We start from the raw sequence: 17,924 nt of genomic DNA, 5'->3' as shown, positions 1-17,924 counted from the left end.
GCGAGGAGCGGCTCGAGGCGGTCGATCTCCTGCAGGCCGCGGAGCCCGGGGGTGTTCGGCGAGCTGACGTTCACGACGAGGTAGTCGGCGAGCGGCGCGTAGACTGGGGCGGCCATGATCCAGACTCTCGACCTCCGCGGCCGTCGTCCCTCCTCCGCCGAGCTCCTCGCCCTCATGCCCCGCAATCCGGGCACGTCCGCCTCCGTCGGGCCCGTCGTCGCCGAGCTGATCGCCGACGTCCGAGAACGCGGCGCGGAGGCGCTCCTCGACCAGGCGGAGCGGCTGGACGGCGTGCGCCCCCCGCACCTCCGCGTGCCCGCCGAGCAGATCGCCGAGGCGCTCGACCGCCTCGACCCGGCCATCCGCAGCGCACTCGAGGAGGCGATCGCGCGCGTCCGCCGCGCCAGCGCCGCACAGATCCCCCCGCCCCGCACCACCGAGCTCGACGACGGCGCCACGGTCACCCAGCGCTGGCAGCCCGTCGCCCGCGCCGGGCTGTACGTCCCCGGCGGCAAGGCGGTCTACCCGTCGAGCGTCGTCATGAACGCCGTGCCCGCGCAGGCCGCCGGAGTCGCCTCCATCGCCCTGGTCTCGCCGCCGCAGAAGGCGTTCGGCGGCTCCGTCCACCCCACGATCCTCGCGGCGGCCGCTCTGCTCGGCATCGACGAGGTCTACGCGGTCGGGGGCGCCGGAGCCGTCGCCGCACTGGCCTACGGCGTCGACTCGATCGGGCTGGATCCCGTCAGCATCATCACCGGGCCGGGCAACGTCTGGGTTACCACCGCGAAGCGCCAGGTGCTCGGCCAGGTCGGCATCGACTCCGAGGCGGGCCCGACCGAGATCCTCGTGATCGCCGACGACTCCGCCGACCCGCGCCTTGTCGCCGCCGACCTGGTCAGCCAGGCCGAGCACGACGAGGCCGCCTCCGCGGTCCTGGTCACCGACAGCGCCGAGCTCGCCGCCGCCGTCGAGCGCGAGGTCGCCGCCCAGGCCGCTGCCACCCGCCACGCGGAGCGCGTGGCCATCGCACTCGACGGCCCGCAGTCCGCGCTCGTGATCGTCGACGACCTCGAGCTCGCCTGCGCGTTCAGCGACGCCTACGGCCCCGAGCACCTCGAGCTGCACACGGCCGACCCCGTCGCGACGGCCGAGCGGATCCACGACGCCGGCGCGATCTTCCTCGGCCCGACCACCCCGGTGAGCCTGGGCGACTACCTCGCCGGCTCCAACCACGTGCTCCCGACCCTGGGGCAGGCGCGCTTCTCCTCCGGGCTCGGCGCCTACACCTTCCTCCGGCCGCAGCAGCTGATCTCGTACGACCGCGGTGCGCTCGAGCGCGTCGCCCCGCACATCCGCGCTCTCAGCGACGCCGAGGCGCTGCCCGCCCACGGCGACGCCGTCGACGCCCGCTTCGCCTGAGACCGAGAGGCCCTCGATGTTCTGCCCCTTCTGCCGGCACCCCGACTCCCGAGTGATCGACTCGCGCACGAGCGACGACGGCCTCTCGATCCGCCGCCGCCGGCAGTGCCCGTCGTGCGGCCGGCGCTTCTCGACGACCGAGACCGCGAGCCTCGTCGTGATCAAGCGCAGCGGAGTCGTGGAGCCGTTCAGCCGCGAGAAGATCGTCAGCGGCGTCCGGAAGGCCTGCCAGGGCCGGCCCGTCACCGACACCGATCTGGCCGTGCTCGCGCAGCGGGTGGAGGAGAGCATCCGCTCCACGGGCGCCTCGCAGATCGACGCGAACGACATCGGCCTCGCCATCCTGCCGCCGCTGCGCGAGCTCGACGAGGTCGCCTACCTCCGCTTCGCGAGCGTCTACCAGGCGTTCGACTCGCTGGACGACTTCGAGTCTGCGATCACCCTGCTCCGCGCCGAGCGCACCTCCGTGCCCCACAGCGCCGACGAGATCTGAGGCCCGGGTGTACCCGCTCCTGTTCCGCACCGTGCTGCGCCGCCTCGACCCGGAGCGGGCGCACCACCTGAGCTTCCCGGTGATCCGGGCCCTCGGAGCCCTCGCTCCGGTCCTGCGCCGGACCACCGTCCCGCGCGGAACGCCCGCGGTCGAGACGCTCGGCCTCCGCTTCGAGACCCCGTTCGGCGTCGCGGCCGGCTTCGACAAGGACGCCACCGCGGTCCTGGGCTTCGGCGCGCTCGGCTTCGGACACGTCGAGGTCGGGACCCTGACCGCTCGGGCGCAGCCGGGCAACGACCGGCCGCGCCTCTTCCGGCTGATCGCGGACCGCGCCGTCGTCAACAGGATGGGCTTCAACAATCACGGCGCCGAGGCCGCGGCGCAACGGCTGATCCGGCTGCGCAGTGCGCGCCGCCGCCCCGTGATCGGCGTGAACATCGGCAAGAGCCGGGTGGTCGAGGTGGACGACGCGATCGAGGACTACCTGATCAGCACGCGCCTGCTCGCGCCGCTCGCCGACTACCTCGTCGTGAACGTCAGCTCGCCGAACACCCCCGGGCTCCGCGGCCTGCAGGAGATCGACCGCCTCGAGCCGCTCCTCGCGGCCGTCAAGGACGCCGCCGACACGACGCCCCTGCTGGTCAAGATCGCCCCGGACCTCTCCGACGACGAGGTCGGCCGGGTCGCCGAGCTCGCCGTCCGCCTGGGTCTGGACGGGATCATCGCGACCAACACCACACTCTCCCGGGAGGGCCTCTCGACCGACCGCGCCGTGGTCGAGGCGGCCGGCGCCGGCGGCCTCTCCGGTGCCCCGCTGGCCGCGCGCTCGCTCGAGGTGCTCCGCGTGATCCGCGGCGTCGTCCCCGCGGCCTTCTGCGTGATCTCCGTCGGAGGAGTCGAGACGGCCGAGGACGTGCGCGAGCGCCTCGACGCGGGCGCCACCCTCGTCCAGGGCTACACCGCCTTCATCTACCGCGGGCCCCTGTGGGCTCGGGACATCAACCGGGGACTGGCCCGCGCCTCCTGACCCGCCGTGCACCACGAAGGGCCCCCGGAGCCGCGCGAGGCGCGACCGCAGGGGCCCTTCGTGGTCCGCCGTCCGACTACTCGGGGAAGGCGCGGCGCTTGACCTGGGGCTTCGGCAGGCGCATGACGCGCAGCTGGAGGGCGCGCATCGCGGCGTACCAGCGGATGCCCTTCTCGACCTTGTCGGCGCCGTAGCGCTCGGCGAGCTTCCGGCGCATCCGCATGCCGAGGAGGATGCAGTCGATCACCGCGAGGAGGAAGAACACCCAGAGGATGACCAGCGTCGCGTACTGCAGCTCCGGCTGCGGGAAGAAGCTCAGCAGCAGGACGACGACCATCACCGGGATGAGGAACTCGCCGAGGCTGAAGCGCGCGTCGACCCAGTCGCGCACGAACTTGCGCTGGGGACCCTTGTCACGCAGCGGCAGGTAGCGCTGGTCGCCGGCGGCGAGGCCGATGCGGGCCTGCTCGCGCGACACGGCGGCCTTCTCGCGGGCGTCGCGGGCGGCCTGCTTGCGGTCGGTGACGACCAGCGGACGCTTGCGGGCCAGCTCCTGCTCGCGCCGGGTCGGCGTCGGCCGGCCCTTCCCGGAGCCGGGGGAGCCGGCGTCGTCGGGCGTGTCGGTTGCGATCGGGTGCTTGGCCACGGGGAACGTCCTTGGAATCGGGGGTCTCTTAAGATTACCTCCATGGCTCACGACGCTCCGACTCCGCCCGCACTCTCCTCCGACGAGGAGGCCGTCCTCGCCGCCGTCCGCGACGATCTGCCGCGCTCGCTCGCCCAGCTCGGGCAGCTCGTGCGGATCCCGTCCGTCTCGTGGGACGGCTTCGACGCGACCCGCGTGGCCGCCAGCGCCGAGGCCATCGCCGAGCTCGCGCGCGAGACGGGCGTCTTCGACGACGTCGCGATCCACAGCGCCACGATCGACGGCACGGACGTGCTCGGCCAGCCGGCCGTCCTGGCCACCCGCGCCGCCCGCAACGGAGCGCCGACCGTCCTCCTCTACGCCCACCACGACGTGCAGCCGCAGGGCGCCGAGTCGGCGTGGGAGACGCCTCCGTTCGAGCCGACCGTGCGCGGCGACCGCCTGTACGGGCGCGGTGCCGCCGATGACAAGGCCGGAGTCGTGTCCCACCTCGCCGCGGTGCGCGCACTCCGCGAGGTCGCGGGCGAGGACCACGACCTCGGGCTCGTCCTCTTCATCGAGGGGGAGGAGGAGTTCGGGTCGCGCTCGTTCCCCACCTTCCTCCGCGAGCACCACGACGCCCTCCGCGCGGATGCGATCATCGTCGCCGACAGCGACAACTGGGACGTCGACACCCCCGCGCTGACGGTGGGCCTGCGCGGCAACGTCACCTTCACCCTCACCGTCAGGACCCTCGCGCACGCCTCGCACTCGGGCATGCTCGGCGGAGCGGTCCCGGATGCGATGCTCGCGGCGGTCCGCCTGCTCGCGACGCTCTGGAACGAGGACGGCTCGGTCGCCGTCGCCGGCCTCACCGAGCACGACGGAGCGGTGCCCGAGACGACCGAGGAGGACCTCCGCCGCGACTCGGGGCTGCTCGACGGGGTCTCGCCGATCGGCACCGGCGCGATCCTCTCGCGCCTGTGGTCGAAGCCGGCCGTCACGGTCACCGGGATCGATGCGCCCAGCGTCGTCGACGCCTCCAACACCCTGGTCCCGTCCGTGCGCGTGAAGATCAGCGCCCGCATCGCCCCCGGCCAGGACGCGGAGGAGGCCTTCGCCGCCATCGAGAGCCACCTGCGGGCGAACTCCCCGTTCGGCGCTCAGCTCGCGATCGAGGACGTCGACACCGGCAGCCCCTTCCTGGTCGACGCGACCGGCTGGGCCGTGGACCTGGTGAAGGGCGCGATGGCGGACGCGTGGGGACGCGAGCCTCTCGAGACCGGGATCGGCGGGAGCATCCCGTTCATCGCCGACCTCGTGCGCGAGTTCCCCGAGGCTCAGATCCTCGTCACCGGTGTCGAGGACCCCGACTCGCGCGCGCACAGCCCCAACGAGTCGCTGCACCTGGGCGTCTTCAAGCGCGCCGCGCAGACCGAGGCGCTGTTCCTGCTCCGCGCCGCCGCTCACCGCGACTGACCACCGGTCGTGGAATACCCGGGTGACCACCCGGGTTGCAGCCGTAGAATCCCGGAAGGCACGACGACCGTTCCGCCCGTCCCCTGAGGAGTGACATGTCAGACACACTGACCGACCAGACGGCGACCCCCCTCGCCACCCCGCCCAGCGCGGCCCACGGCGTCTCGATGACCCCGACCGCCGCCGCCAAGGTCAAGAGCCTGCTCGAGCAGGAGGGCCGCGACGACCTGCGCCTGCGCGTCGCGGTGCAGCCCGGCGGCTGCTCCGGCCTCATCTACCAGCTCTACTTCGACGAGCGCACCCTCGACGGCGACGCCGCGGTGGAGTTCGAGGGCGTCGGCCTCGTCGTCGACAAGATGAGCGTCCCCTACCTCGACGGCGCCTCGATCGACTTCGAGGACACCATTCAGAAGCAGGGCTTCACCATCGACAACCCCAACGCGGGCGGCAGCTGCGCCTGCGGCGACAGCTTCCACTGACGCCGGGCGGCCCCGGGCCGCAGCGCCTCCGAACGGCGTCCGACAGTCCACTCCGGTGGCCCGTCGGGCGCCGTTCGTCATGACTGCACCACTCGGCCGGGACGTCAAGAGCGGGTCGTCGTGCACCGGGCCGCCGGAGCGGAAGGGTAGGCTGGAGCCGGTCTAATACAGTTTCGTGTGAACTGGTCCCCAGTCTTCCGAAAGGTCACCGGTGCGCTTCAATCGCCGAATCCGCAGATGGGTCGCTGCCCCCGTCGCAGGAGCCCTCGCCCTCGTCCTCGCGGGCTGCACGCAAGAGCAGCTCCAGGGCTGGCTCCCCACCGAACCCGGCACGACGAACCACGTCGACCGCGTCATCGGACTCTGGGTCACCTCCTGGATCGTCCTGCTCGCCGTCGGCGTCGTCACGTGGGGTCTCACCATCTGGGCGGTGGTCGTCTACCGCCGTCGCAAGGGGCAGACCGGCCTGCCGGTCCAGCTGCGCTACAACATGCCGATCGAGATCTTCTACACGATCGTGCCGCTGATCCTCGTGATCGGCTTCTTCGCCTTCACCGCGCGCGACCAGGCCGCCATCGAGCAGCCCTACGACGACCCGGACGAGACCATCCAGGTGTACGGCAAGCAGTGGGCGTGGGACTTCAACTACGTCGACGAGGACGTCTACTCCGCCGGCATCCAGGGCCAGTACCAGGAGGGCGGAGACGCCGCCGGCTCGCTCGTCGAGTCCGAGATCCCCACGCTCTACCTGCCCGTCGGACAGAAGATCAAGATCCAGCTCGACGCGCGCGACGTGATCCACTCCTTCTGGGTCGTCGACTTCCTCTACAAGAAGGACATGATCCCCGGCAAGACGAACTACATGTACGTCACGCCTCTCAAGGAGGGGACCTACGCGGGCAAGTGCGCCGAGCTCTGCGGCGAGTACCACTCCGCGATGCTCTTCAACGTCAAGGTCGTCTCGCAGGGCGAGTACGACGACTACATCCAGTCGTTGCGCGACGCGGGCCAGACCGGTCAGCTCGGCGCCGAGTACAACCGCAATTCGAACCTTCCCGGAACCGGCGCGCCGGCCCGCGAGAACGAGGAGTAAGGGAGCATGAGCACCGCCACGGCACCCCGCCCGACGCGCACCGCCGGCACTCCGCCGGTCCAGCGCAAGGCGAACGTCCTCGTCCGCTGGATGACGTCGACCGACCACAAGGTCATCGGGTACATGTACCTGATCACGTCGTTCATCTACTTCTGCATCGCCGGCGTGATGGCACTCGTCATCCGCGCCCAGCTGTTCGAGCCCGGCCTGAACGTGGTCGAGACGCGCGAGCAGTACAACCAGCTGTTCACGATGCACGGCACGATCATGCTGCTGATGTTCGCGACGCCGCTCTTCGCCGGGTTCGCCAACGTCCTGATGCCGCTGCAGATCGGCGCCCCCGACGTCGCGTTCCCCCGCCTCAACGCCTTCGCGTACTGGCTCTACAGCTTCGGCTCGCTCATCGCGGTCGCCGGATTCGTCACCCCGCAGGGTGCGGCGTCCTTCGGCTGGTTCGCGTACGCGCCACTGTCGAGCACGACGTTCTCACCAGGGCTCGGCGGCAATCTCTGGGTCTTCGGCCTCGCGCTCTCGGGCTTCGGCACGATCCTCGGCGCGGTGAACTTCATCACGACGATCATCACGATGCGCGCCCCCGGCATGACGATGTTCCGCATGCCGATCTTCACCTGGAACATCCTGGTGACGTCGATCCTCGTGCTGCTCGCGTTCCCGGTGCTCGCCGCCGCGATGTTCGCCCTCGGCGCCGACCGCGTGTTCGACGCCCACATCTACGACGCGGCCAACGGCGGTGTCCTGCTCTGGCAGCACCTGTTCTGGTTCTTCGGCCACCCCGAGGTGTACATCATCGCGCTGCCGTTCTTCGGCATCGTGTCCGAGGTCTTCCCGGTCTTCAGCCGCAAGCCGATCTTCGGCTACAAGACGCTGATCTACGCGACCATCGCGATCGCCGCCCTCTCCGTGACGGTGTGGGCGCACCACATGTACGTCACCGGATCGGTCCTGCTGCCGTTCTTCTCGCTGATGACCATGCTCATCGCGGTTCCGACCGGCGTGAAGATCTTCAACTGGGTCGGCACCATGTGGCGCGGATCGGTGACCTTCGAGACCCCGATGATCTGGGCGATCGGCTTCCTGATCACCTTCACCTTCGGTGGACTCACCGGCGTCATCCTCGCGTCGCCCCCGCTCGACTTCCACGTCTCGGACTCGTACTTCGTGGTGGCGCACTTCCACTACGTCGTGTTCGGAACCGTCGTCTTCGCGATGTTCTCGGGCTTCTACTTCTGGTGGCCCAAGTGGACCGGCAAGATGCTCAACGAGACGCTGGGCAAGTGGCACTTCTGGCTGCTGTTCATCGGCTTCCACACCACCTTCCTCATCCAGCACTGGCTGGGCGTCGTCGGCATGCCCCGCCGCTACGCCAGCTACCTGCCCGAGGACGGCTTCACCTGGATGAACCAGGTGTCGACGGTCGGAGCGATGATCCTCGCGGTGTCGCTGATCCCGTTCTTCCTGAACGTGTACATCACGGCCCGCAAGGCGCCCAAGGTGACGGTGAACGACCCGTGGGGCTTCTCCCGGTCGCTCGAGTGGGCCACCTCGTGCCCGCCGCCCCGCCACAACTTCACCTCGATCCCGCGCATCCGCAGCGAGGCCCCGGCGTTCGACCTCAACCACCCCGAGGCCGGCATCCCCGTCGGTATCGGTCCGGCGAAGGACGCTCCGGACGCCCCCACGTACGACAAGTCCGAAGGCACGGTGAAGTAGGGCCATGCGCGCCAACGTCAATCTTTTCTGGCTCCTCGCGGGCTTCTTCCTCCTCGCCGACATCACGTACATCGTGTGGTCGCTGCTCGACACGGGCCAGGTGGAGTGGGTCGGCACCGTCGGCATCGGCCTCTCGGCCGTGCTGGGCGCGTTCATCGCGTTCTACGTCGGCCGCGTCCACAAGGCGCAGGGTGCCGAGCTCCCCGAGGATCGCCTCGATGCGGACATCGATGACGGAGACCCCGAGCTGGGCTTCTTCAGCCCGTGGAGCTGGTGGCCGCTGATCCTGGGCGGTTCCGCGGCCCTCGGATTCCTCGGCCTGGCCGTGGGGTTCTGGATCACCTACATCGCCGTCGGACTCTTCCTGGTCGCCATCGCTGGCTGGGTGTACGAGTACTACCGCGGGTACTTCGCCCGCTAGGGCGCATCGCACGGCCGAGGGCCGGGTGCACGAGGGCTTCGGCTCCGTGCACCCGGCCCTTTCGTGTAGTCAGGAGGAAGCGCGCGTGGTTGGGACCCGATCGGCTCGGCCGTTCGGCTGCGTGCAGGGGCGTCACTCGCCGATCGGTGGCGGATCAAGCCTCCCGGTGAGAGCCGGGACCTCCCGGTGAGGACCGGGACCGCTCAGTGAGGGATGACGAGCTGAGCGGGATCTGTCTCGGTGTCCTGCTGGCGGGACACAGAGGCGTCTCGCGCGGAGGAACTCGTCTGGGCACCTCCCGACGGCCCGCGACGCGGAAGCTCGCAGGCGAGTGCAGCGGGCGGCGCCGAGCAGGAGCGTCGGCCGGCGTCATCACCCCTACGGGTCCGCGCTGCGACGGCTCCTGCTCCGGTCGCGGGTGAGCGGGCTACGCCTGTGGGGGCTCTCCTGTGCGCCTATGGGCGTGCCGACGGCGGTTGGCGCGCTACGGATCGCGGATACTGCTGCGCCTGCGGCTGTAGTGGGGCTGCTGCGCCTGTTCTGGCGCCTGCGCCGCCCTGCGGACGTCTGCACACCGTTCCGAACCCAGCGGAGCCCGCACCCCGGCGGAACCGCGCGCGCCCCTGCGGCTCTCGGAGCTCCTCGATACGGCTAGCGGGTTGTGTGCCGGTCGGCGCGACGCCAGGGAGCCTGAGACGCCGCTGCAGCGACGGTCGTCGATGTCCGGAGGTCGCATCCTCGGTCTCACCGGCGAGCGTCGCCGTCGCCGATCACAGAGGGTTCGACCGTGAGTGGGGGGGAGGGCAGTCCTGATAGTCCTGCTGGGAATGGGTACCCTCGAACCGATCCGGAGCGTCTCGACGTGTACGGGGACCGGGGACCTCACCGGACGACCACACTGCGAGCACGCAGAGGGGCTGGCTCACTCCATGATCGGATGGCGGCGGACGTCTCCAGCTCGGCGGTGAGACGGCGTCTCGTGATTCAAGGAGCGGAGGTCTCGAGGTCCGGAGTATCGCCCCACGTTCCTGCCGGCTTGTCGCCGTCGAGGCGCTGTGATCCGGTCTCACCGGCTCTCGGTGCACCGACGACCTCCACCGCGCCGGAGGACAGGCGCCGCCCCGCTGCGGGAACGACGAAGGGCCCGGACGAACGAACGTCCGGGCCCTTCGGGGGAGGATCAGTGCTCGCTGTGCGAGCTCTCGAGCTCCTTCTGGGTGACGGGGGTGATCCGGTCCTCGAAGAACCAGCGGGAGAGGCCGGCGCGGACGCGCTGCGGGGCGGTGATGCGGCCACGCGAGTCCGGACGGATCATCAGGGGCTCGTACTCGTCCTGACCGACGAGCTTCCAGCGCTCGTACTCGTCGAGCTGCTGGTGCACCTCGATGAACTCGCCGCCGGGGAGGCGGACGATGCGGCCCGACTCGAAGCCGTGCAGCGCGATCTCGCGGTCCTTCTTCTGCAGCGCCAGGCAGATGCGCTTGGTGATGAAGTACGCGATGAACGGACCCGCGATGAGCAGGAACTGCAGGCTGTGGATCACGCCCTCCATCGTGAGGTGGAAGTGCGTCGCGATGAGGTCGGACGAGGCGGCGGCCCAGAGGACGGCGTAGAAGCTGACTCCGGCGGCGCCGATCGCGGTGCGGGTCGCGGCGTTGCGCGGGCGGTCGAGCAGGTGGTGCTCGCGCTTGTCACCGGTGATCCACGCCTCGAGGAACGGGTAGAGCATGACCACGGCGATGAACAGTCCGAGACCGACGAGCGGGATCAGGATGTTGAACGACAGGGTTCCGATGCCCGGGATGGCCCACTCGAGTCCCGGCGGGACGAGGCGCAGGGCGCCGTCGGCGAAGCCGATGTACCAGTCGGGCTGGGTTCCCGCGGAGACGGGCGAGGGGTCGTACGGGCCGTAGTTCCAGATCGGGTTGATCGTGAACAGCGAGGCGATGAGGACGACGACGCCGAAGACGATGAAGAAGAATCCACCGGCCTTCGCGGCGTAGACCGGCAGCACCGGGTAGCCGACGACGTTCTGCTCGGTCTTGCCCGCACCGGGGAACTGGGTGTGCTTGTGGACGACCACGAACACGAGGTGCAGGGCGATGAACGCGAGCACCAGCGCCGGCAGCAGCAGGATGTGCAGCGTGTAGAGGCGGCCGACGATGTCGGTGCCCGGGAACTCGCCGCCGAAGAGCAGGAACGAGATCCAGGTGCCGACGATCGGGATGCCCTTGACCATGCCGTCGATGATGCGGAGGCCGTTGCCCGAGAGCAGGTCGTCGGGGAGCGAGTAGCCGGTGAAGCCCTCGGCCATCGCGAGGATGAAGAGGACGAAGCCGATGACCCAGTTGAGCTCGCGGGGCTTGCGGAACGCACCGGTGAAGAAGATGCGCAGCATGTGCAGGCCGATCGAGGCCACGAACAACAGCGCCGCCCAGTGGTGGATCTGCCGCATCAGCAGGCCGCCGCGGATGTCGAAGGAGATGTCGAGCGAGGACGACATCGCCGCCGACATCTCGATGCCCTTGAGGGGCAGATAGCTGCCCTCGTAGTGCGTCTCGACCATCGAGGCCTGGAAGAAGAAGGTGAGGAACGTGCCCGACAGCAGGATGATGACGAAGCTGTAGAGCGCGACCTCGCCGAGGAGGAAGGACCAGTGGTCGGGGAAGATCTTGCGACCGAACTCCTTGACGACCGCGGAGATGCTCGTGCGCTCGTCGATGTAGTTCGACGCCGCTCCGACGTACCCCTTCTGGAACTTGCCGGATCCGAGGATGACGCCGTCCTCGGGCTCCGCGGGGGAGCTGGAGGGGCGTGAGGGGGTGGTGGTGGACATGTGAGTCATCGCTCCCAGAAGGACGGTCCGACGGGCTCCGTGAAGTCGCTTCTGGCGACCAGGTAACCCTCGGCGTCGACGGTGATGGGGAGCTGCGGAAGCGGACGCTTCGCCGGGCCGAAGATGACGGCGGCCTCGCGCGTGATGTCGAATTGCGACTGGTGGCACGGGCACAGCAGGTGGTGGGTCTGCTGCTCGTACAGCGCCACGGGGCAGCCGACGTGCGTGCAGATCTTGGAGTAGGCGACGATTCCGTCGTAGTTCCAGGTCTCGCGACCCTCACTGACGATGAGGTCCTCCGGCTTCAGGCGCATCAGGAGGACGGCGGCCTTGGCCTTCTCCTCCAGCTTGCCCTCGGCGTCGTTGAGGCCCTCGGGGATGACGTGGAAGGCGGATCCGAGGGTGACGTCCGATGCGAGGATCGGCGCTCCCGACGGGTCCAGGGTGAGCCTCGTGCCCTCTTCCCACAGGGTGGTCTTGAGGAGGGCGACGGGGTTCTGGTCCTGCGGGCCGAGGCCCCGGAACAGGATCACGGCGGGCAGGGGGAACACGACGAGGGAGGCGATCAGGCTGTTCCGGACGAGGGAGCGGCGGCCGAAGCCGGACTCCTTGTCGGACTGGTCGAAGATCTCGAGCGCACGGGCGCGGGTGGGCTCCGCGCTGCGGACGGGGTGGCGGATGTCGATGCCCTCGTGGTCCGACATCAGCTGCTTGCCCCAATGGACGGCGGCGATGCCGATGCCCAGGAGCGCGAGGGACATGCCCAGGCCGATGAACAGCGTGTTCAGCCGGACCGACGCGACGTCCTCGGTGATCGGGAACGCCATGTAGGCGGCTACCGCGAAGATCGAGCCCGCGAAGGAGAGGTAGAAGAGCGTGTACACCGTGCGCTCGGCACGCTTCTCGACCTTGGGGTCGAGGTCGGTCATCCGGGGGCGGTGCGGCGGGAGGCCCGGGTCCTGGACGCGGTCCCGCGTCACGACCGCGGTGCCGGCCGGAGCCGTTCCGTGCCCGGTGGCCGACGAGGTGGCGAGGTCCGTGCCACCCTCATCGTGCTCTGCCATGGTTCTCCTTTTCACGCCGTGTCGGCACCAGTCGGTGCCGTGGGTCAGTCGCGCCCGTCAGGGCGCTGCAGTCGTCTAGTTGGATCGGGCGGTGATCCACACCGTCAGGGCCACGATCGCGCCGAGGCCGAAGATCCAGAGGAACAGGCCCTCTGCGACCGGCCCGAGGGAGCCGAGCGCGAATCCGCCCGGGGACGGGTTGGCCTCGATGTACTTGAGGTACGAGATGATGTCGCGCTTGTCCTCGGGCGAGATGTTCAGGTCGTTGAAGACCGGCATGTTCTGCGGGCCGGTGACCATCGCCTCGTAGATGTGCGCCTCGGTCACGCCGCCCAGCGGGGGAGCGAACTTGCCCTCCGTGAGCGCGCCGCCGGCTCCGGCGACGTTGTGGCACATCGCGCAGTTGATGCGGAACAGCTCGGCGCCGTTCGCCGCGTCGCCCTGTCCGTCGAGGACCTCGCCCTCGGGGATCGCGGGGCCGGGGGCCAGCGACGCGACATAGGCGGCGAGCTCGCCTACCTGCTCGTCGGTGAACTGCACCGGCTTCTCGAGCGCCTGGGGGCCGTGCATCTGCATCGGCATGCGTCCGGTGCCGACCTGGAAGTCGACCGACGCCGCGCCCACTCCGATGAGGGAGGGAGCGTTGTCGGTGCCCGCGGCGTCGAGGCCGTGGCAGGTGGCGCAGTTCGCGGCGAAGAGCTTCGAGCCCTCGTCGATCGTCTGCTGGCTGGTGGACGACGTCTCCGCCGAGGCGGACGTCGCGACGCCGACCGCGGCGTAGGTCCCGCCGGTGAGCCCGAGGCCGATGGCGATCAGGGCCAGGGTGGCGAGCGGGTGGCGGCGACCCTTCTTGGCTCGGCTCTTCGTCTTCGGGGAGGCCATCGAGGCGTCCTTCCTGCGGGGGTCGGGAGTGGAGTGGGGCATCGGCGGGCGCGTCACTTGAGGAAGTAGATGACGGCGAACAGGCCGACCCAGACGACGTCGACGAAGTGCCAGTAGTACGAGACGACGATGGCGCTCGTCGCCTCCTTGTGGCCGAAGTTCTTGACCGCGAAGCCACGGCCGATGACGAGGAGGAACGCGATGAGGCCGCCGGTGACGTGCAGGGCGTGGAAGCCGGTCGTCAGGTAGAAGGCGGAGCCGTAGGCGTTGCTGGAGAGCGTGACGCCCTCGGAGACGAGGGTCGCGTACTCGAGCACCTGGCCGGAGACGAAGACCGCGCCCAGGGCGTAGGTGAGGAAGAACCACTCGACCATGCCCCACTTGAACGGGCTGAGGCCCGTCGCACGCGGCTGCAGGCGCTCGGCGGCGAACACGCCGAACTGGCAGCTGAACGACGAGGCCACGAGGATCACCGTGTTCACGCCCGCGTAGGGGACGTTGAGGATCTGGGTCTCGGCGCCCCAGAGCTCGGGCGAGGTGCTGCGCAGGGTGAAGTAGATCGCGAAGAGGCCCGCGAAGAACATGACCTCGCTGCCCAGCCAGACGATCGTTCCGACCGCGACCGGGTTGGGTCGGTTCACTACGGGCGCGGTGGCCGTGGGGGAGAGAGAGGTGCTCGTCACACAGACCATTATGGCCGATGGCAGGGGAGGGAAGTCGCACTAGCCGGGAGGCGATCCTCGTCGCATAATCTGGGAGCCATGTCGGAAACCCTGTCCTGGCCGCACGTTCTCAGCGCACTCCTCGAGTCCTCCGATCTGAGCGTCTCCGAGGCGACGTGGGCCATGGAGCAGGTGATGGAGGGCGCGGCGACTCCGGCGCAGCTCGCCGGACTGCTGGTGGCCCTCCGGGCGAAGGGCGAGACCGTCGACGAGATCGTCGGCTTCCGCGACGCGATCCTCGACCACGCGGTGCCGCTGGACGTGGACCCGATGGCCCTGGACATCGTCGGGACGGGCGGGGACCGCTTCGGGACCGTCAACATCTCCTCCACCGCGTCGATCATCGCGGCCGCCGCCGGCACGCCCGTCGTGAAGCACGGGAACAAGGCCGCGTCCTCCTCCTCCGGCTCCTCCGACGTGCTCGCGGCACTCGGGGTCGACCTCTCCCTCTCCCCCGAGCGGGTGGCCGAGGTGTTCCGGCGGACGGGGATCGCCTTCGTCTTCGCGTCCCTCTTCCACCCCGGCTTCCGGCACGCCGGTCCGGTGCGCGCCGAGCTGGGCGTGCCGACGGTGTTCAACTTCCTCGGCCCGCTCTGCAATCCGGCCCGTCCCGAGGCCTCTGCGGTCGGGGTGGCGCACCTCGACCGGGTGCCGCTGGTCGTCGGCGTGTTCCGGACGCGCGGGGCGACGGCTCTGGTGTTCCGCGGGGACGACGGCCTCGACGAGCTCACGACCACGGGTCACAGCCACATCTGGGAGGTGTCGCGCGGCTCCGTGGTCGAGCACGACCTCGATCCGCGCGACCTGGGCCTGCCCCGCGCCCGGATCGACGAGCTGCGCGGCCGCGACGCCGCCTACAACGCGAGCGTGGTGCGCTCGGTGCTCGCGGGAGACGGCGGCCCCGTCCGCGACATCGTCCTTCTGAACGCGGCCGCGGGCCTCGCGGCGTTCGACCTGGCGCGCGACCCGGACCTGGTGCGCACGCCCGTCCTGGAGCGCCTGCGGACGTCGATGGACCGCGCGGCGGAGGCCGTCGACTCCGGGGCCGCCACGGCCAAGCTCGAGGAGTGGGTCCGCGAGACGCAGCGCGCCGTCGTCCCGCTGCCGTAGGCGCGAGCGCAGGGCGTAACGTGGGGCTGCTGTCCGCGACGGTGCGGGCGGCGATCCACCACGCGCCGGATCGCCCGCAGGTCACGGGACGCCCGAGTGGTGGCCCGATCCTGGAGGAGACCTCGATGAAGAAGCTCATCAACGACCCGAAGAACGTCGTCACGGAGTCGGTGGCCGGCTTCGGCCTGGCGCACGCTGACCTGGTCCGGGTGGTGTCGGATCCCCTGTTCGTGGTGCGGGCCGACGCGCCCCGCTCGGGCAAGGTGGGCATCGTCAGCGGAGGCGGCAGCGGGCACGAGCCGCTGCACGCGGGCTTCGTCGGATTCGGGATGCTGGACGCCGCCGTCCCCGGTCCCGTCTTCACCTCGCCCACGCCCGACCCGATCGTCGCGGCCACGCAGGCCGTCGACGGCGGCGCGGGTGTGCTGCACATCGTGAAGAACTACACGGGCGACGTCCTGAACTTCGAGACCGCGGCCGACCTCGCCGGCGCCGAGGGGATCGAGGTGCGCAGCGTGATCGTCGATGACGACGTCGCGGTGAAGGACTCGCTCTACACCGCGGGCCGCCGCGGCGTGGCCGGCACCGTGCTGGTCGAGCGGATCGCGGGCGCGGCGGCCGAGCGGGGCGACTCCCTCGACGAGGTCGCGACGATCGCCGAGACGGTGATCGCCAACGTGCGCTCGATGGGCGTCGCCCTCACGCCGTGCATCGTCCCGCACGCGGGCGAGCCGAGCTTCGAGCTGGGCGAGGACGAGATCGAGATCGGCATCGGCATCCACGGCGAGCCCGGCCGGGAGAAGATCGCGCTGGAGCCGGCCGACCGCATCGTCGACCGGATCCTCGGCCCGATCCTGGAGGACCTGCCGTTCTCCTCCGGGGACGAGGTGCTGCTCCTGGTGAACGGCATGGGCGGCACGCCGCAGATCGAGCTGTACCTCGCCTACCGCCGCGCAGCCGAGGCGCTGGCCGAGAAGGGGATCACCGTCGCACGCAGCCTCGTCGGCAACTACACGACGTCGCTCGAGATGCAGGGCTTCTCGCTCACCGTCCTCAAGCTCGACGACGCCCTGACCGAGCTGTGGGACTCCCCGGTGCAGACCGCGGCGCTGCGGTGGGGACGCTGAGCGCCCGCGCGCACACCATGACCGGAACGACAGCCGCAGGAGCGGCCCACGAGGAGGAGACGACCATGCAGGACGCACAGGGAGCCGGGCTCGACGCGGCGTGGGCGACGGCGTGGATCCGCCGCGCCGCCGAGTCGATCGCGGAGCACCGGGTCGAGCTGATCACGCTCGACCGGGCGATCGGCGACGGGGACCACGGCGAGAACATGGACCGCGGCTTCCAGGCCGTGGTCGCGAAGCTGGACGGGGCGCCGGAGCAGGGGCTCCCGGCGGACGTGCTCAAGCTGGTCGCGACGACGCTCATCTCCACCGTCGGCGGCGCCTCGGGCCCGCTGTTCGGCACGGCGTTCCTGAAGGCCTCCGCCGCGGTCGCGGGCGAGGACGCGCTCGAGGGCGCTGACGTCGCAGCTCTCCTGGCCGCGGCGAGGGACGGCATCGTGCTCCGCGGCAAGGCCGAGGTGGGCGACAAGACGATGGTGGACGCGTGGACGCCGGCGGTCGACGCGGCCGCGGCCGCCGCCGAGGAGGGAGCGGCTCCGGCCGACGTCCTCGCCGCGGCGGCGGAGGCGGCGCAGAAGGGAGCGGAGTCGACGGACCCGCTGGTCGCCCGCAAGGGACGCGCCAGCTACCTCGGCGAGCGCGCCATCGGGCACCGAGATCCCGGCAGCGTGTCGACCGTTCTCCTGCTCCGCGCAGCAGCCGAGGCGGCGGCGTGAGCGTCGGGCTGGTCCTGGTCTCGCACAGCGCGCAGCTGGCGGAGGGGCTGGTCGAGCTCGCGGAGCAGATGGCGGCCTCGGTCGCGCTGGTCGCCGCGGGCGGGACGGACGACGGCGGCATCGGCACCAGCTTCGACCGCATCACGGCGGCCCTGGCGGAAGCGGACTCCGGCGAGGGGGTCGTCGTCCTCTGCGACCTCGGCTCGGCGATCATGACGGCGGAGACCGCGGTCGAGTTCCTCGACGACGACGCGCGCGCCCGGGTCCGGATCGCCGACGCCCCGCTGGTGGAGGGGGCGGTCGCGGCCGCCGTCGCCGCGGGCACGGGGGCGTCGCTGGACGAGGTGCTCGCCGCCGCGGAGTCGGCCCGGGTCGAGACGCTCGCTGCTCCCGCCGAGGAGGCCTCGCCCGGTGACGAGCGCGTGCAGCGCCGCGTCCGCCTCATCAACCCGAACGGCCTGCACGCCCGTCCCGCGGCCGACTTCGTCACGCTCGCCGCCACCTTCGACGCCCGGATCGACGCGAACGGCAAGGACGCCACGAGCCTGCTCGGCGTGATGTCGCTGGGGCTCGACCGCGGGGACGAGGTCGTCCTCTCGGCGTCGGGGCCGCAGGCCCACGAGGCGGTCGGCCGGCTCGGCGATCTGGTCGAGTCGGGCTTCGGCGAGGTGTAGCGCGCCGTCGACCGGTCCAGGGACCG

17 protein-coding genes are annotated in these 17,924 nt (G+C 70.6%); 12 read left to right on the top strand and 5 right to left on the bottom strand.

The features are described from left to right. The first annotated feature begins 114 nt into the window (after positions 1–114). From hisD to C5D09_RS13535, 3 genes are read left to right on the top strand one after another with little or no spacing between them, the layout of a single operon-like run. Positions 115–1,419 carry a histidinol dehydrogenase gene (hisD, locus tag C5D09_RS13545; protein WP_104269513.1) on the top strand — a complete coding sequence of 435 codons (1,305 nt, stop codon included), beginning with the start codon at positions 115–117 and terminating at the stop codon, positions 1,417–1,419. A 16-nt stretch (positions 1,420–1,435) separates the two neighbouring features. Further along, entirely contained in the window at positions 1,436–1,912 is a 477-nt protein-coding gene (nrdR, locus tag C5D09_RS13540) for a transcriptional regulator NrdR (RefSeq protein WP_104224657.1), read from the top strand. A gap of 7 nt (positions 1,913–1,919) precedes the next feature. Continuing rightward, the gene (locus C5D09_RS13535) at positions 1,920–2,939 is read left to right on the top strand and encodes a quinone-dependent dihydroorotate dehydrogenase (protein WP_104224656.1); all 1,020 of its coding nucleotides are present in this window, start codon (positions 1,920–1,922) and stop codon (positions 2,937–2,939) included. 76 nt (positions 2,940–3,015) lie between these two features. On the opposite strand, the gene C5D09_RS13530 is transcribed toward C5D09_RS13535, so the two are convergent. After that, complete coding sequence (locus C5D09_RS13530) at positions 3,016–3,585, bottom strand: DUF3043 domain-containing protein (RefSeq protein WP_181027102.1); 570 nt, start codon at positions 3,583–3,585, stop codon at positions 3,016–3,018. Between the two features lie 42 nt (positions 3,586–3,627). On the opposite strand from C5D09_RS13530, the gene C5D09_RS13525 reads away from it, so the two are divergent. From C5D09_RS13525 to C5D09_RS13505, 5 genes are all read left to right on the top strand, one after another. Further along, complete coding sequence (locus C5D09_RS13525; RefSeq protein WP_104269512.1) at positions 3,628–5,043, top strand: dipeptidase; 1,416 nt, start codon at positions 3,628–3,630, stop codon at positions 5,041–5,043. 95 nt (positions 5,044–5,138) lie between these two features. Next, positions 5,139–5,522 carry an iron-sulfur cluster insertion protein ErpA gene (gene erpA / locus C5D09_RS13520; RefSeq protein ID WP_104224654.1) on the top strand — a complete coding sequence of 128 codons (384 nt, stop codon included), beginning with the start codon at positions 5,139–5,141 and terminating at the stop codon, positions 5,520–5,522. A 211-nt stretch (positions 5,523–5,733) separates the two neighbouring features. Beyond that, on the top strand, positions 5,734–6,615 hold the full coding sequence (gene coxB / locus C5D09_RS13515) for a cytochrome c oxidase subunit II (RefSeq protein WP_104224653.1): 882 nt from the start codon (positions 5,734–5,736) through the stop codon (positions 6,613–6,615). Positions 6,616–6,621: 6 nt separating this feature from the next. Continuing rightward, positions 6,622–8,346: a cytochrome c oxidase subunit I gene (gene ctaD, locus C5D09_RS13510; protein ID WP_104224652.1), complete on the top strand. Its 1,725-nt coding sequence runs from the start codon at positions 6,622–6,624 to the stop codon at positions 8,344–8,346. Positions 8,347–8,350: 4 nt separating this feature from the next. Continuing rightward, complete coding sequence (locus tag C5D09_RS13505) at positions 8,351–8,767, top strand: cytochrome c oxidase subunit 4 (protein WP_104224651.1); 417 nt, start codon at positions 8,351–8,353, stop codon at positions 8,765–8,767. 1,180 nt (positions 8,768–9,947) lie between these two features. Here the strand turns inward: C5D09_RS13505 and C5D09_RS13500 are convergent. The 4 genes from C5D09_RS13500 to C5D09_RS13485 form a co-directional block, all read right to left on the bottom strand. Further along, on the bottom strand, positions 9,948–11,603 hold the full coding sequence (locus C5D09_RS13500; RefSeq protein ID WP_104224650.1) for a ubiquinol-cytochrome c reductase cytochrome b subunit: 1,656 nt from the start codon (positions 11,601–11,603) through the stop codon (positions 9,948–9,950). A 5-nt stretch (positions 11,604–11,608) separates the two neighbouring features. After that, entirely contained in the window at positions 11,609–12,667 is a 1,059-nt protein-coding gene (locus C5D09_RS13495) for a ubiquinol-cytochrome c reductase iron-sulfur subunit (RefSeq protein ID WP_104225358.1), read from the bottom strand. A gap of 75 nt (positions 12,668–12,742) precedes the next feature. After that, on the bottom strand, positions 12,743–13,549 hold the full coding sequence (locus tag C5D09_RS13490) for a c-type cytochrome (RefSeq protein WP_104224648.1): 807 nt from the start codon (positions 13,547–13,549) through the stop codon (positions 12,743–12,745). Between the two features lie 53 nt (positions 13,550–13,602). Continuing rightward, a complete protein-coding gene (locus tag C5D09_RS13485; RefSeq protein WP_104224647.1) occupies positions 13,603–14,241 on the bottom strand; it encodes a heme-copper oxidase subunit III in 639 nt (212 codons plus the stop codon). Between the two features lie 69 nt (positions 14,242–14,310). On the opposite strand from C5D09_RS13485, the gene trpD reads away from it, so the two are divergent. The 4 genes from trpD (at position 14,311) to dhaM (ending at position 17,898) form a co-directional block, all read left to right on the top strand. Then, on the top strand, positions 14,311–15,381 hold the full coding sequence (trpD, locus tag C5D09_RS13480) for an anthranilate phosphoribosyltransferase (protein ID WP_104225357.1): 1,071 nt from the start codon (positions 14,311–14,313) through the stop codon (positions 15,379–15,381). 125 nt (positions 15,382–15,506) lie between these two features. Continuing rightward, positions 15,507–16,508 carry a dihydroxyacetone kinase subunit DhaK gene (dhaK, locus tag C5D09_RS13475; RefSeq protein WP_104224645.1) on the top strand — a complete coding sequence of 334 codons (1,002 nt, stop codon included), beginning with the start codon at positions 15,507–15,509 and terminating at the stop codon, positions 16,506–16,508. A gap of 65 nt (positions 16,509–16,573) precedes the next feature. Further along, positions 16,574–17,224 (top strand): dihydroxyacetone kinase subunit DhaL, encoded by a 651-nt coding sequence (gene dhaL, locus C5D09_RS13470; RefSeq protein WP_104261619.1) that lies wholly within the window; start codon positions 16,574–16,576, stop codon positions 17,222–17,224. Beyond that, entirely contained in the window at positions 17,221–17,898 is a 678-nt protein-coding gene (gene dhaM / locus C5D09_RS13465; protein WP_104261615.1) for a dihydroxyacetone kinase phosphoryl donor subunit DhaM, read from the top strand. The genes dhaL and dhaM overlap by 4 nt, the downstream gene beginning before the upstream one ends. Positions 17,899–17,924: the final 26 nt, after the last annotated feature.

This window comes from Rathayibacter sp. AY1C9 (assembly GCF_002932315.1).
GTDB lineage: Bacteria > Actinomycetota > Actinomycetes > Actinomycetales > Microbacteriaceae > Rathayibacter.
The sequence above is the reverse complement of the archived record's forward strand: the minus strand, read 5'-3'. Positions and strand labels throughout refer to the sequence as shown.